Annotated in this window: 12 protein-coding genes; 5 read left to right on the top strand and 7 right to left on the bottom strand. The window is 53.0% G+C overall.

The features are described from left to right. Positions 1-124: 124 nt before the first annotated feature. Positions 125-457, bottom strand: a complete 333-nt coding sequence (locus CX650_RS20015; protein ID WP_157823007.1) for a hypothetical protein — start codon at positions 455-457, stop codon at positions 125-127. Between the two features lie 271 nt (positions 458-728). On the opposite strand from CX650_RS20015, the gene CX650_RS08225 reads away from it, so the two are divergent. After that, a complete protein-coding gene (locus tag CX650_RS08225; protein ID WP_101095594.1) occupies positions 729-1973 on the top strand; it encodes a dicarboxylate/amino acid:cation symporter in 1245 nt (414 codons plus the stop codon). A gap of 215 nt (positions 1974-2188) precedes the next feature. Here the strand turns inward: CX650_RS08225 and CX650_RS08220 are convergent, their stop codons facing one another. From CX650_RS08220 to CX650_RS08210, 3 genes are all read right to left on the bottom strand, one after another. After that, positions 2189-2635 (bottom strand): hypothetical protein, encoded by a 447-nt coding sequence (locus CX650_RS08220; RefSeq protein WP_039035023.1) that lies wholly within the window; start codon positions 2633-2635, stop codon positions 2189-2191. A 398-nt stretch (positions 2636-3033) separates the two neighbouring features. Further along, on the bottom strand, positions 3034-3561 hold the full coding sequence (gene ppa / locus CX650_RS08215) for an inorganic diphosphatase (RefSeq protein ID WP_025008962.1): 528 nt from the start codon (positions 3559-3561) through the stop codon (positions 3034-3036). Between the two features lie 207 nt (positions 3562-3768). Further along, positions 3769-4758 (bottom strand): class 1 fructose-bisphosphatase, encoded by a 990-nt coding sequence (locus CX650_RS08210; RefSeq protein WP_039035022.1) that lies wholly within the window; start codon positions 4756-4758, stop codon positions 3769-3771. A gap of 183 nt (positions 4759-4941) precedes the next feature. Between CX650_RS08210 and CX650_RS08205 the strand changes: the two genes are divergently transcribed. Beyond that, a complete protein-coding gene (locus tag CX650_RS08205; protein WP_101095538.1) occupies positions 4942-7179 on the top strand; it encodes a S9 family peptidase in 2238 nt (745 codons plus the stop codon). A gap of 59 nt (positions 7180-7238) precedes the next feature. Here CX650_RS08205 and CX650_RS08200 read toward each other — a convergent pair whose 3' ends face one another. Further along, complete coding sequence (locus CX650_RS08200) at positions 7239-8435, bottom strand: cation:proton antiporter (protein WP_101095537.1); 1197 nt, start codon at positions 8433-8435, stop codon at positions 7239-7241. Positions 8436-8542: 107 nt separating this feature from the next. Between CX650_RS08200 and CX650_RS08195 the strand changes: the two genes are divergently transcribed. Beyond that, on the top strand, positions 8543-9412 hold the full coding sequence (locus tag CX650_RS08195) for a universal stress protein (protein WP_039035019.1): 870 nt from the start codon (positions 8543-8545) through the stop codon (positions 9410-9412). 12 nt (positions 9413-9424) lie between these two features. On the opposite strand, the gene CX650_RS08190 is transcribed toward CX650_RS08195, so the two are convergent. Continuing rightward, complete coding sequence (locus tag CX650_RS08190; RefSeq protein WP_039035018.1) at positions 9425-10306, bottom strand: LysR family transcriptional regulator; 882 nt, start codon at positions 10304-10306, stop codon at positions 9425-9427. Positions 10307-10401: 95 nt separating this feature from the next. Here CX650_RS08190 and CX650_RS20010 point away from each other — a divergent pair, with 95 nt between their 5' ends. Then, positions 10402-10542, top strand: coding sequence for a hypothetical protein (locus tag CX650_RS20010; protein WP_157823006.1), 141 nt, complete (start codon positions 10402-10404; stop codon positions 10540-10542). Positions 10543-10618: 76 nt separating this feature from the next. Here the strand turns inward: CX650_RS20010 and CX650_RS08185 are convergent, their stop codons facing one another. Further along, complete coding sequence (locus CX650_RS08185) at positions 10619-10879, bottom strand: DUF5062 family protein (protein WP_025008966.1); 261 nt, start codon at positions 10877-10879, stop codon at positions 10619-10621. Between the two features lie 170 nt (positions 10880-11049). Here CX650_RS08185 and acnA point away from each other — a divergent pair, with 170 nt between their 5' ends. Then, positions 11050-13722 (top strand): aconitate hydratase AcnA, encoded by a 2673-nt coding sequence (gene acnA, locus CX650_RS08180; protein WP_101095536.1) that lies wholly within the window; start codon positions 11050-11052, stop codon positions 13720-13722. Positions 13723-13805: the final 83 nt, after the last annotated feature.

Genomic DNA, 13805 nt, shown 5'->3' with positions numbered 1-13805 from the left:
ATCGATTTGGATTCAAGTAGATGACCTGACCACAAGGGTTACTGCCGTTTTTGAGTCTATCCATCACCCGATGGCCTTTTCTTGTGGTGACCGCCTGCATCGTCAGGCGTTTTTCCTGAGCCTCTCAGGTAATATGTTGCTTGATTTGCCGGTGCGCCCCACCGGCTTTTTTTTGCCCATTTTTTGTCCGTGGGACTATCTTCTCCAATCGCGCTCTGCGGGTTTTCTCCTGCTTGCTTTGGTACTTCTGCTGCCAACTTTCTCTATGGTTTGCCCCTATGATTTTTTCTGTGGCGGTTTTTCTAGCTTGGGGTTGAGTGAGGCGGAAAGTCACTTTGATGACGAAATTAACAAGCAGGATCTGCAGTAAAATGGCAAGCGGCCTAACAAGCTCACTGCTTTGAATTGAAATTCTGGCTGTTAATACTGTTATTTTTGTATTTTTAGATATATTCACTGATAAATATTTTGTATTTGTTATGGATTTGTTGTTGCACTGTGCGTTTGTAAACGGGGTAATCCATAGGGTAAATTTTTGACAAAATTTAAAATGGTTTTAAATCAAGTTTTTATCGTTAATTTTTGAGGTTTCCAACATGTTGCGGAGGCACTTTTTGAGCATTTTATCATTGAACTTTTGAGTAGCATGTTTCACTATCCCTTCCCAGAGCGAACAGGGATGATAGTTGTGCATCAGGAACGATGCCGAATTGGAACGTACAATGGCAATACTCAAATCTCTTTCCGGACGGATCTTTATGGGTCTGTTCAGCGGCCTGTTATTGGGCTCTGTGGTGCAATATGGGCTGGGGCATATCGGTTTCTTTTCCGGCACCCTGGTTGAGGTAGCCACCGCGGCGGGCACCATGTTTGTCAATATGATCATGATGCTGGTGATGCCGCTGGTATTTGTCAGCATAGTCTGCGGTGTCTGCGAATTGCAGGACCTCAAGAGCTTCGGTCGCTTGGGCGGCAAGACCTTCAGCTTCTATATCATTAATACCCTGATCGCTATCCTGGCGGCGGTGTGTGTCTCGTTATTGCTGCAGCCCGGTGTCGGAGTGGATATGAGTGGTGGCACGGATATGGCCATTACCGCGACCGAGTTGCCCAATTTGATCAGCCTGATTGTCGGCATAGTGCCCAGTAACCCTGTCGATGCCTTTATGTCGGGCAACATGTTGCAGGTGATCTTTATGGCGCTGCTGCTGGGTGGGGTCATCAAGTCGCTGGATGACGCCGGCAGCGCAGCGGTTAGAGGTTTTCAAGTCGCCAATGGGATCATGATGAAGCTCATCATGACTGTAATGCAGCTGGCGCCATTTGGAGTGTTTGCGCTGATGTTCAAACTGGGAGCCACTCTGGAAGCCAAAGTTTTTCTCAGTGTACTGGGTTATATGGCCATCATCCTAACCATGCTGCTGCTGTGGATTTTCATTGTTTATCCTCTGGCTGTGGCTGTGTTTACCCCGGTCAGTGCCAAGAGCTTTCGTGCCAAGACCCAAGAGCAGATCCTGTTTTCTCTGTCGACTGCCAGCTCCAATGCCACCATCCCGGTGACTATGCGAACCTTGACAGAAAAGCTTGGGGTCAATAAGGCGGTCGCCGGGTTCGGTGTGCCTTTGGGAGCCACCATGAATATGGGCGGGGTGTCGATTTATATCACTATCGCCATCTTCTTTGTTGCCAACGCCTTTGGTCAGCCAATCTCCAGCGAACAGCTGCCTACTCTGATATTCAGTATCTTTCTGCTGTCTGTGGGCGCCGGCGGGGTTCCAGGTGGCGGTATGGTGATGATAGGCGTGTTAATCCATCAACTGGGCTTACCCGTGGAAGCTTTTGCGATAGTGGCAGCGCTGGACAGAATCATAGATATGGTGTTGACTTCCTGCAATGTGGTGGGCGACGCTGCGGTGTTGACCATAGTGGACCAAACAGAGAAGGGGCATCAGACAGAGGCGGTTAACGCCTAATAAAAAATCCGACTATTTCACCGGTCAGTTAAGCGAACAACAATGGAATTAAGGGCTTCAGAGAGATTTTTAAGGAATCCTCCAGAAGCCCTCGTTGTAACTATCGTTCGCCGGATAAGCCGCAATTTTGTTTTTTTAGGGAAATCTTGAATAAAATACGGCTGATTATTTGAAAAAGTTGTTAATTTATCGGGGCCGGCTAGTTGCCGGACTTTTTATGGCTGACAGCAGGATTTGAGCTGTGCCAGCCGGTTTTGAAAATCACTCATCTGGATAGCTGATGAGAAAGAGCCTCCTGAGCGAAACGAGATCACCTCAAGCGATACTGGATCACTGTGGAGTGAGGTCAGTTCGGCCCAGAGATCTTTATCTGGGCAGGCTTGGGTGGTGAGTGTCGTTAATGAGCTCATGCTGTCCAGTTGCAGGGTTTCGCCATCGGCGGTTCTTAACACCAGCACACTGGGATCTTGGCTGTAGGCAAAAGGTTGAGGCACCTTCACTATCAATCTAGGTTGTGGTTGCTCCACCGAGCATTGTACTTGTAGTTGAGTTGCATCTTGGTGGAAGGATATCTCGTGGAAATGTTTTTCATTCCCCAAACATTGAAATGCCATCAAAGCCAACGCGCTTAGCAGAGGTACAGACGGCAGTAACTTATTCATAGTGTCTCCTGGAAAGGTTAACTAACAGCGTCAAATTAACTAACTTTGTCAAAAGCTTGGCGATTTTATGGCGAAGGTTGTTTTTTGGGTAATTATGATTGTTTTTTTGCCTGTGACTTCACATTTGCGTGACTTTAGGTTTGTATGCTTTACCATGTGTGGTATTTGCCCCTTTACCCTGTTTGAAACCCATTGTCTGGAAGTTTGGTTTTGAGAAATTGTTTCCAGTGAGGGGTCATAAAGTGGGCCAAAACTGGATTGGAATAGGGCTGCGGAGTCTTGATATGCGCGGGACTCTTTGGGTAACGAAATTAAACCTATGCACTTGAAGCTGTGAAATGCCAATAAAAAAGCCAGCTTGCAGCTGGCTTTTCAATATGTTTCTAGGACTATAGGGTTTAGCCCTTGTAACGCTCGGCGCTTGACAGGATTTCGGCGCGGGCGGCTTCGGCATCTTCCCAGCCATCAACTTTAACCCACTTGCCGGATTCCAGATCCTTGTAGTGTTCGAAGAACTGTTTGATCTGGGCTTTCAGCAGCTCAGGCAGATCGTTCACATCCTGGATATGACCGTATTCCTTGGAGATCTTCTCGTGTGGTACGGCAACAATCTTGGCATCTTCACCTGACTCGTCGGTCATTTTCAGTACGCCAACTGGACGGCAACGGATAACGCTGCCTGGCTGCAGTGGATACTGGGTAGGAACCAGCACGTCTACCGGATCACCATCCAGGCTCAGAGTTTGGTTCACATAGCCGTAGTTGCAAGGATAGAACATAGGCGCAGTCATCATGCGATCCACAAACAAGGCACCTGTGTCCTTGTCCACTTCATACTTGATAGGGTCGTGGTTTTGTGGGATTTCGATGATCACGTAGATGTCATCTGGCAGGGATTTGCCCGCAGGCACTGCATTTAAGCTCATGGAAGTATCCTTAGACTGTGTATAAATCTATTTCAGGTCCAGCCTGAAGTTCAGTGTGGCGCGTATTATAGCGCGATTTGACGGCTTGCCAATGAAAGGCCGCGGTCTTAAGACTAATTGCCAACAGTTCATCTAAGGCTATCTGTCTCAGGCCCTGGCCCATACCGCCAATTCAAGGCTGCCGACCCCGGCAGCCCCAAGCGGCGTTTAGAGTTCAGGCTCGCCGCTGTAATCCTGCTGATGGTACTCGAGGCAGGCATCAACTTCATTGGCCGAGCCCAGAATGACGGCTACCCGCTGGTGAATTTGCTCCGGTTGAATGTCGAGAATGCGCTGATAACCTGTGCTGGCCTTACCGCCTGCCTGTTCAACCAGCAGTGCCATAGGGTTGGCCTCGTACATCAGTCTCAGCTTGTAGGGCTTATCCGGGTTCTTGTTGTCAGTTGGGTAGGTAAAGATGCCGCCGCGGCTCAATACTCTGTGCACATCGCCCACCATGGCGGCAATCCAGCGCATGTTGAACGACTTCTCTCTCGGGCCTATTTTGCCGAGCAGCAGATCGGCAATATAGGTCTGCATCGGTGCTTCCCAGAATCTCTGGTTGGACATATTGATGGCAAATTCGGCGGTGTCTTTGGGAATACTCACCGCTTCATTGGTTAACAGATACTCGCCGGTTTCCGGATTCAGGGTAAAGAGTTGCACCCCTTGGCCTGTGGTCAGGGCCAACATGGTCGATGGGCCGTAGAGCACATAGGCCGCCGCCAGTTGCTCGCTGCCTTTTTGCAGGAAACTCTGCTCGCTGATCTCCCCCTCGGGTGCCGGCAGCACAGAAAAAATGGTGCCCACCAGCGAGTTGATGTCTATGTTGGAAGAGCCGTCCAGTGGGTCGAAACACACCAGAAACTCACCGCTGTCACCGACTTCAACAATATGATCTTCCTCTTCCGATGCCAGGGCGCGCACTGTGTTTTCGGCCTTGAGGGCATCTTTGAGCATCTCGTTGGTGATCACATCCAGTTTCTTTTGGGTCTCACCCTGAACGTTTTCCTGGGTGGTGGCGCCCAGCACACCGGCCAGTGCGCCGTGTCTTACCGCCTGACTGATGGCGACTGAGCTTTGGGCCAGAGTGAGAAGCAATTGGGATAGGGCTGGGGTGACAGCCTGCTGTTTGAGGGTTTGGGCCAGAGTCTGCATCTTGTTTCCTTAAAAGAGGTCTGAGCTTTTTCTGGGACAGGATCATAACCGAGAACCGGCGATATTTCAGCGGCCAATTGCACGGGTTTGCCGATCCCTTGTCAATTGGGGCAGAATGAGGGCTGTTTTTTGGGCTGTGGCCGGATGCCGTGGCTCTTGTCTCTTATAATTCCGGAAATAATAATGAAAAAAACTTGGATGGCTTCGGCGCTTATGGCGATACCTCTGACACTGGCCAGCGGCCACTCCTTCGCTCTGGAAGGTGGCAAAACGCCATTAACGGTTGAGCGCCTCTATGCTTCACCGGCATTGGCCGGTGCCAGCCCCCGAGGGCTCAAACTTTCTCCCGACGGCAAGCGGGTCACTTACCTGGCGGGCCGTAAAGACAATCAATATTTCTACGATCTTTGGCAGATGGATGTCGCCACAGGCCAGATCAGTTTGCTGTTGGATGCCTCCAGGCTCGAAGCCGGTGAACTTTCCGATGAAGAGAAGGCCCGCCGCGAGCGGCAGCGAGTGTATGGCCAGGGGATCATGGAATACTTCTGGGCCGACGACAGCCAGGCGTTGCTGATCCCGGCGGCCGGTAAACTCTACTACTTTAGCCTGGCCGATACCAAAGTAACCCAACTGCCGACAGGGGATGCCTTTGCCACAGATGCCAAGCTGTCGCCCAAGGGCAATTTTGTCTCCTTTGTGGCCGAACAAAACCTCTATGTACTCCAGCTGAAAGATCATAAGCTCACGGCGCTGACCCAGGATGGCGGCGGGGCCATCAAGAACGCCATGGCCGAGTTTGTGGCTCAGGAAGAGATGGACCGTATGACTGGTTACTGGTGGGCGCCGGATGAATCGGCCATCGCCTATACCCGCATCGATGAGTCGGGTGTGGAGCTGGTGACCCGCAATGAGATTTATGCCGATGGCATCAAGCTGACCGAGCAGCGTTATCCCTATGCCGGTAAGCCCAATGTCGAGATTGCCTTGGGGGTGGTGTCACTGGCGTCCGGGAAGACCCAATGGGTGGATCTCGGCAGTGAGAAAGATATCTATCTGCCGCGGGTGAAATGGCTGCCGGACAGCAAGCATTTGTCGTTTCAATGGCAGAATCGCAGTCAACAACAGCTGGATTTGCGTCAGGTAGACAGCCGCGAGGGCAAAGACGCCGTGACTCTGGTGTCCGAGCGCAGCGATGCCTGGGTTAACCTCAACCACGACCTCTATTTTCTCAAGCAGCAGCCCGGTTTTATCTGGGCATCCGAGCGTGATGGTTTCAACCATATCTATCTGTTTGATGACAAGGGCAAGGTCAAACGGCAACTGACTCAGGGGAAATGGGCGGTCGACGAGATAGAACACCTAGATGAAAAGCAGGGTTGGGTCTATTTCAGTGGCCGTAAAGACAGTGTGGTCGAGCGCCATCTGTATCGGGTCAGCCTCAATGGCGGTGAGATAGAGCGCATCAGCCGGCGTGGCGGCATGCACAATGCCGTGTTTGCCGACAAGGAATCTGTCTACCTCGACTATTTCAACAGTCTGTCGCAGCCTCCCCAGGTGAGTCTGCACAACCAAAGCGGTGAGCATCTGGCCTGGGTGGAAGAGAACGCGGTCAAGGCCGGACACCCTCTGTATGACTATGCCGGGCTGTGGCAGTTGCCCGAGTTTGGCACCCTCAAGGCCAAAGATGGCAAGGTGCTGCAATACCGTCTGTTCAAGCCGGTGAATTTCGACAGCAAGGCCAAATACCCCGTGGTGGTAAGGGTTTACGGTGGGCCTCACGCCCAGTTGGTGGTCAATAGCTGGAGTGAGCAGGATTACTACACCCAATATCTGTTGCAGCAGGGCTTTGCCGTATTTCAGTTGGATAACCGGGGTTCGGCGCACAGAGGCACAGCCTTCGAGCAGGTGATCTACCGCCATCTTGGTGATGCCGAAGTGGCAGATCAGAAGACAGGTGTCGATTTCCTGCGCACCCTTCCCTGGGTCAAGGCCGACAGCATCGCCATCTATGGCCACAGCTATGGCGGCTATATGGCACTGATGAGCCTGTTCAAGGCGCCGGACTACTTCAAGGCGGCCATCAGTGGTGCCCCTGTGACCGACTGGGCTCTGTACGACACCCACTACACAGAGCGTTATCTCGGCCATCCTGACGACAACGTCCGGGGCTACGAGGCCAGCAGTGTCTTTCCCTATGTGAGCAAGTATCGTTCAGGCTTGCTGATGTATCACGGCATGGCCGATGACAATGTATTGTTCGAGAACAGTACTCGGGTATATAAGGCGCTGCAGGATGAAGGCAAGTTGTTCCGCATGATAGATTACCCCGGCTCCAAACACTCGATGCGGGGCGATAAGGTGCGCACTCATCTGTACCGCTCGCTGACTGACTTCCTTGAGTCAGAGTTGAAAGGCAACTGAGCCGGTAAGCTGAAATTATCTGGAAGCATAAAATGCCGCGCCTCATATGGCGCGGCTTTTTATGCTTCGCCCTCCTTGGGCAACAGGCGTCTGAGCAGCAAGGGGCCGAGCAGGGTGGTGATGGCTATCACCAACACCAATTCGGTGAATACCTTGGCCGGAATGATATCTAACTGCCGTCCCACTTCAGCAAAGACCAAACCGACTTCTCCTCTGGGCACCATGGCGCTGCCGACTATCAACTTTTGCCGCCAAGTGCCGCTAACCACCAAACCGGCCGCCAGCTTGCCGATAAATGCCAGCAGTATCATCGCCAGCAAGAGCAGTAGGCTGTAGGGGCTGAGGTTCAACTGGCTCAAGTCGAGGCTGATACCCACATAGACAAAAAACACAGGCGCGAACACATCGGTCAGTGGCTGCATCGATTTTTCCAGCTTGTGAGTAAAGGGAAAGGGGTTTTGCAGATACTTTTGCCAGGGCCAGATAAACTGCCTTGATAGCGCCAAACCGGCGACAAAACCGCCGAGCAGCGCCGGGGCGCCAAAAAGGTGTGCCAGCCAGGCAAACAGGCAGATCAGTGTCAGCATGACCACGGCCTCATAGCCAGGGGTTTGGGATTGATAGCTGAGCACTCGTAGCGGGTAAATTAACATCCTACCAAGTGGCGGTGCCAGCAGTAGAAACAGCAGCAGTAAGCCGCAGAGTTTAATGATTGCCAGCGGTGCCAGTTGGCCTTCACTGGCAAAGTTAAACAGCAAACTGAGCAGTATGACTCCGGCAATATCGTCAAATACCGCCGCTCCCAGGATCAGATGACCGGCACTGGATTGTTGCTGGCCACTGTCGCTTAGTACCCTGAGAGAGATGCCTATGCTGGTGGCCGTCAGGGTACAGCCGTAGAAGAGGGCGGCAAACAGCGATAGCTCCAACCAATAGAAGGCAGCCAGGCCGGTGAGTAGCAGAGGAGCGATTATGCCGATAATGGCTACCGCCGCCACCTGACGTCCGGCGCTGTAGAGTCGCTGTATCGAGGTTTCGGCGCCGATGGAAAATAGCAGCAGTATCACCCCGAGCTCGGCGATATTGGCCAGCACTTGGGTTGGTTCCAGCCAGCCGAGCACTGAAGGGCCAAGCAACAAGCCTGCCCCTATTTCCCCCACTACCGCAGGCCAGCCGATACGGTTGCAGCACTCTCCCAGCACCCGGGAGAACAGCAAGATCAGGAACAAGGCGATCAACAGACTATCCATCGACATTGAGTATCCCCCATAGGTGCAATTGTTGATCGGGATCAGTATGGTTTATTCTGCACCAGATTAGAGTCTAAAAAGTAGACAATTACCAGAAAGTTTGGAGAAAACAAATGGGTAAGCTTTTTATCATCGAACAACATGAAGAGGCTAACACTGATGCGATTGCCAAAGGATTGGAGGTAGCGGAATTACTTGAGATGCAACCTCAAGTATTTGCTTATTGCTACGAATATTTCTCTGGTGACGAATATTACAGTCCACGGCTTGCCGGGGCCGCCCAGCAGCGGCTGATGAAGGAGAAGCAAGCCGAGGTGTCGGCTCATCTCAAAAAGTTGGATGCAGAGGATGTGCCGCTGCATATTATCTGGAGCAAGTATCTCTACGAACATGTCAGCAGCCATGCCGGTCGCTATGGCTTTGATATGGTGGTTAAGACAGTGCACCAGAGCGAGCATTTTCTGCCGACCGATTGGCATCTTATTCGCAGCACCAAGGTGCCCTTGATGCTGCTCAGCGATAACCCGATCAAGAAGGCATCCAGTATTTTGATGGCGGTGGATCTCGATGCCAAAAGTCAGCAAAAACAGCGCCTCAATCAACTGGTGTTGCAGCATGGTCGAGAGCTGGCGAAGGCCAGTGGTGCCAAGTTGCATCTGGCACATATTATTCGGGTGCCTAAGGTGATCCGCGATCTCGAGGTGCTTAACCTGCATGAAATGGTCAAGTCGGCCTGGCGCAGACATCAAACCCTGTTGGAATTAACTGGGCTCCCCAAAGAGCAGATCCATATTATTGCCGGCGATCCTGATCTCTGTCTGTATCAGTTGTCCTGCAGGCTCAAGAGCGACTATCTGGTGATTGGTGCCCGTCAGCGCCAGGGCTTGATGGGGCGGGTGATAGGCAATACCGCTGAGCAGATTTTGCGGCGCGTACGCAGCAATGTGCTGGTTATCCCAACCGATGAGGAACAGGCAAGCTAATAGCCTGCCTGCTCACAACCCCTTTTTACTGAGGGCAACCAAGGCCTCGGCAGCCGGGGTCAAGGGCAGGTTGTTGCGCCAAATCAGCCCTAGCTGCCAGGTGATTTCACTCGCCATAGGTCGATAGCTGAGCGTTTGCTCGCCGAGCTTGTCGCAGATGGGCTCCGGCAGCAGCGCCAGCCCCATTCCGGCCTGTACCATGGCGCCGAGAAAGTCCCATTGACCACTGCGAAAAGCGATATTCAATGTGACCCCGGCTTCGCGGCTCAGGCGGGTCAATAACTTTGCCAGTGAAAAGTCCTCGTTGTAGAGGATGAAAGGATACTCGGCCAGATCCCGCCATTCTATCGCCTGCTTGCTGGTCAGTGGGTGACCTACCGGCAGACAGACCTTCAGCGGATAACCCTGCAGTGGCGATGAAGACAACTGCTCTCCATGGGTGGTAGGCAGTGCGGTGAAGGCGATGTCCAGGGTGTCGGCGAGTAGTGCCTGCTCACAACCAAAGCCGCCGTATTCATGCATCTGCAACTCGACCGCCGGATAGGTGCGGCGAAACTCGGTTAACAGATCTATGGTCAGACTGCTCATCATGGGGCAGACCCCGAGGCGCAGGTGGCCGGATTTGAGGCCACTCAAGTTACTCAAGTCCTGCTCCATTCTGTGCCATTGACCTATTATCTGACAGGCGCTGGCATGAAATATTTCTCCGGCTTGCGTCAGCTCTACCTTTTGATTGCTGCGGATCAAGAGTTGTTGTTCCAGAGTGTCTTCCAGACGCTGGATCATTTTGCTCAGGGTTGGCTGAGTCAGGTACAACTGCTCGGCGGCTCGGGTAAAGTTACCTGTTTCCACCAGGGTCAGAAAGCAGTGTAAGGTCTTGATTGGTACGTTCATGCTTATTTGGAATTCTTGCTATGGAATTAATTCATTTTACTAATAGACCTGGCGGCGTTAATTTGATCAGCGTCCCAAGTAAAGAGGAAATATCGATGAAAGCATATCAAGGTTTGTGGGTTAGCTCCCTGTGGCAAACTGCCACTGAAACTGAGGAACACAAGGCCAAGCCAGTCAAAGCCAAGTCCCAGAGTTTCTGGAAGCTGATGTTCCACAAAAAAGCCAAAGCAGTCTAAAGTGACCCGGCCCGAGCCGGGTTTCTTTTTGTCATTTTAACTATTTTGGTATAGTTATATCCTGCATGATGCAAGGTTATTGTAATAGTGGATGCTCCTTGGGCAATTTGCCGCTGATCCACATCACCAGCCTATGTTTCATATTGGGGCCATCTTCTTTGTCCGATGGCAAAGGCCCTATCAGTTTATCCTGCACCAAGAGGCGATAGACGCACTCGACTTTTTCTTTCTCCGGCACCTTATCCCCAAGAGGGGCAAAGCCACGCTTGAGTGAGTATCCCAAACCTATCTCCAACGCCAGTTTCAACAGAGCCGCTTCATTCTTGTGTTTCTTCATCTGTATCGCTCCCAGCTTATCGCCCCCTGCTTGGGCTCGTTTCTAAACTAGCGCAAAGTGACTGAGATTACACTTAAAAATCCTTCGGCAGCCTCAGGTGCCCTTGTACCTTATTTGAGCATAACTTAAGCTGGTTGACGGAACGACAACTCAACTTAGGGAGAGTAGTGATGTCCAAAGTCAAATATCAAGCCAAGGCGCAACGCACCTTGACAGTCAAAAACACCTCATTCCAATACTACAGCCTCAATGAAGGGCCCTTGGCGGAAATTGCCGAGGTTGCCGCATTACCCAAGAGTTGCAAGGTGCTGCTGGAAAACATTCTGCGGCATCTGGATACCGACCATTGTGATATCGATGACTTGCAGGCGCTGGCCAAGGGGCGCGGCCGCGGCAGTCAGCAGGAGATCGCCTATCATCCGGCGCGGGTATTAATGCAGGATTTTACCGGCGTCCCGGCGATAGTCGACCTGGCCGCCATGCGGGCGGCGCTGGTGGCCAAAGGGCGCGATCCGCAAAAGATCAATCCTCTGTCCAAGGTGGATCTGGTGATTGACCATTCGGTCAGCATCGACAAGTTTGCCAATCCGGATGCCTATCGGGACAATGTGGCGATTGAGATGCAGCGCAACTTCGAGCGTTATCAATTTCTCAAGTGGGGCCAGGGCGCCTTCGATAACTTCTCCGTGGTGCCTCCGGGCACCGGCATTTGCCATCAGGTAAACCTCGAGTATCTGGCCAAAGGTGTCTGGCAGGGGCTTGGCGAAGAAGGAGCCACTTGGGTCTATCCAGATACACTGGTGGGCACTGACAGCCATACCACTATGATCAACGCCCTGGGGGTACTTGGCTGGGGTGTCGGGGGGATCGAAGCCGAAGCGGCCATGTTGGGGCAACCCATCTCAATGCAGATCCCGGATGTGGTGGGGTTCGAGCTCAAGGGGCGACTCAGTGAGGGCATTACTGCCACTGACCTGGTGCTCAGAGTCGTGGAGATGCTGCGCCGCCAGGGGGTAGTGGGTAAATTTGTCGAATTCTATGGTGACGGCCTGGATCAGTTGCCGCTGGCCGATCGAGCCACCATTGCCAATATGGCACCGGAATATGGTGCAACCTGTGGCTTCTTCCCGGTGGATGCGCAGACACTGGAGTATCTGCGCCTCAGTGGCCGAGATGAACAGACGGTTGCCTTGGTGGAGGCTTACACCAAGGCCCAAGGGCTCTGGCGAGAGACTGGCGATAGCGCCCCTGAGTTTGCCGATACCCTGAGTCTGGATCTTGCCAGTGTTGAACCCAGCCTGGCCGGGCCCAAGCGGCCCCAGGACAGAGTCGCCGTCAGTCAGCTCAAACAGGCGGCCGAAGATGCCATTCGTCTCTCGGGGCGCAGCGAGCTTGAGCAGGCGTTTGTACTCGAAGGCAGCGAGCTTGCCATGCACCATGGCGATTTGGTGATTGCCGCCATTACCAGTTGTACCAATACTTCCAACCCGGCGGTGATGCTGGCGGCCGGGTTGCTGGCACAAAAGGCGGTGGAACTGGGGTTGGAGCGCAAACCCTGGGTCAAGACTTCGTTGGCCCCAGGTTCCAAGGTGGTGACCCAGTATCTGCAACAGGCCGGATTGCAAACGGCGCTCGATAGCCTGGGCTTTAACCTGGTGGGGTATGGTTGCACTACCTGTATAGGTAACTCGGGCCCCTTGCCGGAGGCGGTCACCAAAGCGGTCAGTGAACAGAAGATCCATGTGGGTTCAGTGCTTTCCGGTAACCGTAACTTCGAAGGGCGGATCCACCCCTTGGTGGAGTCCAACTGGCTTTGCTCGCCTCCTCTGGTGGTAGCCTATGCGTTGGCGGGAACCAGCCGTATCGATCTCAGTCGCGATCCCATAGGCCAAGGCCGCGATGGTAAAGCGGTTTTCCTTAAAGACATTTGGCCCAGCAATGCCGAGATAGCCGCCGTAATGGGCAAGGTGAGTCGCAGCCTGTTCCAGCAGCAGTATGCCGATGTGTTTCATGGCGATGATGCCTGGCGCGCCATCGACTCGGGCTCGGGCAAAACCTATGCCTTCGATCCCGCCTCCACCTATATTCAGTTACCGCCCTTCTTCGAAGCCGAATACGGCGGTAATGCGGGTGACATTAAGGGGGCCGCGATTCTGGCGCTACTGGGGGACTCTGTCACCACAGACCATATCTCCCCGGCCGGGGTGATCCCCAAAAACAGTCCGGCAGCCGATTACCTGCGCGGTCATGGTGTAGCCGACAAGGACTTCAACTCCTACGGTTCACGCCGCGGGAATCACGAGGTGATGATGCGCGGTACCTTCGGTAATATCCGTATCCGCAATGAGATGGTGCCCGGCCATGAAGGTGGTGTTACCCGAATGCAGGGCGAATCCGAGGTGCGCTTTATCTATGACGCTGCCATGGCCTATCGCGCCAGAAAGCAGGCAAGTGTGGTTATTGCCGGTAAAGAATATGGTACAGGTTCCAGCCGTGACTGGGCCGCCAAGGGGACGCTGTTGCTCGGGGTCAAGGCGGTCATAGTGGAGAGCTTTGAGCGTATTCACCGCTCCAACTTGGTGGGTATGGGCGTGCTGCCATTGCAGTTCCTGCCCGGGGAAACCCGTCAGACTCTGGGCCTGACCGGTGATGAGACAGTGGATATTCTCGGATTGGATGGCGAGCTTAAGCCAAACCAGAAGCTGCAGGCGCAGATCCATTACGCCAATGGTGAGTCAAAAACCATAACGCTGCTTAGCCGCCTGGATACCGGCATGGAGGTTGCTTACTACCGTGCCGGTGGTGTGCTGACCTATGTGCTGGAGCGTTTGGCCGCTGAATAGTCCAGCAGCTTCAGGCAAAAACCGCCTTTTGGGGGCGGTTTTTGCTATTCCATAACTGTAGAGCAAACATGGGATTTGTTTGC

The sequence above is a fragment of the Shewanella indica genome (assembly GCF_002836975.1).
GTDB classification, from domain to species: domain Bacteria; phylum Pseudomonadota; class Gammaproteobacteria; order Enterobacterales; family Shewanellaceae; genus Shewanella; species Shewanella indica.
The sequence above is the reverse complement of the archived record's forward strand: the minus strand, read 5'-3'. Positions and strand labels throughout refer to the sequence as shown.